This is a genomic window from Rhodopirellula maiorica SM1, assembly GCF_000346295.1.
Taxonomy (GTDB): Bacteria; Planctomycetota; Planctomycetia; order Pirellulales; family Pirellulaceae; genus Novipirellula; species Novipirellula maiorica.
In genome coordinates, this window is sequence record NZ_ANOG01000449.1 from 1 (window position 1) to 828 (window position 828).

Annotated in this window: 2 protein-coding genes; both read left to right on the forward strand. The window is 55.3% G+C overall.

What is annotated here, in order from left to right:
* Positions 1-309, forward strand: a 309-nt coding sequence (locus tag RMSM_RS42585; RefSeq protein WP_040766629.1) for a hypothetical protein, incomplete at its 5' end; no start/stop codon positions are given.
* A 297-nt stretch (positions 310-606) separates the two neighbouring features.
* A partial coding sequence (locus tag RMSM_RS42590) for a hypothetical protein (protein ID WP_236622137.1) occupies positions 607-828 on the forward strand: 222 nt, incomplete at its 3' end.

Sequence of the window (828 nt, forward strand, 5' to 3'; positions counted from 1 at the left end):
ACGTCGTGGTTATCGGCCTTGGTTTGCAGCGGACTGGATCGATCCATCCGATCACGCGGCCAGAAGGATCTAGTTTACGGCACAGGATTGCACGCATCAATCGACCGCGCAATATCGAGCTTGGCTATCGACAGCGCAATGTCGGTCTGGCCTTCGGCCTCGTTGGTGACCGCTGGCCCCAAGTTCCGCGTATCCAAATTGCGACGGGTGACGTTGCCAATGAACTCCCATTCGCCGGACACTCAGCCGTTGTTTCAAATCATCGCACGCACAACATCAAGCATCCTGGATCGAGCACGCAACTTTTGAGTCCGATAACTATCTTTTTAACCCCCGGTCAGTCGGGTGATATAACCCGATCTGACCTTATATCACTCGATGAGTCAGGCTGTTTGCCTTATATCACTCGACTGGGTACGACACAGTTGTTCCAGAGGCATGGAATCGCGCAGTTTAGGGGGGCGATGTCGGTGTTGGTTTTCGAGGAAAGAGTAACGCCCTGTATGGGACTCTCGGAGAATGATCGAGTTTGGTTTCCTCGCTGGTGCGGCGCTCGCCCAACGTACTGGGGCCGATGGTAACCTACCTGTAAACCGACATTCGGCGGTGTCGTTCTCCCGAACGTTGCTAGCAAGCGGTGCTCCGGCATGGCAACGCTATCAGGCGGTTCGGGCGGTAGAATGTTATCGTGATCTGGTATTGGCTCGGAGTGAGCCGGATTTGTCGGACGTGGTTCGGACGTTGGCAAAGCTTCAGCTGCCACGTCGGTTCGCAGGATCGGGAACAGTTTGGCGAGTTGGATATCGGTTCCTTCCTGACGTCGCTGGC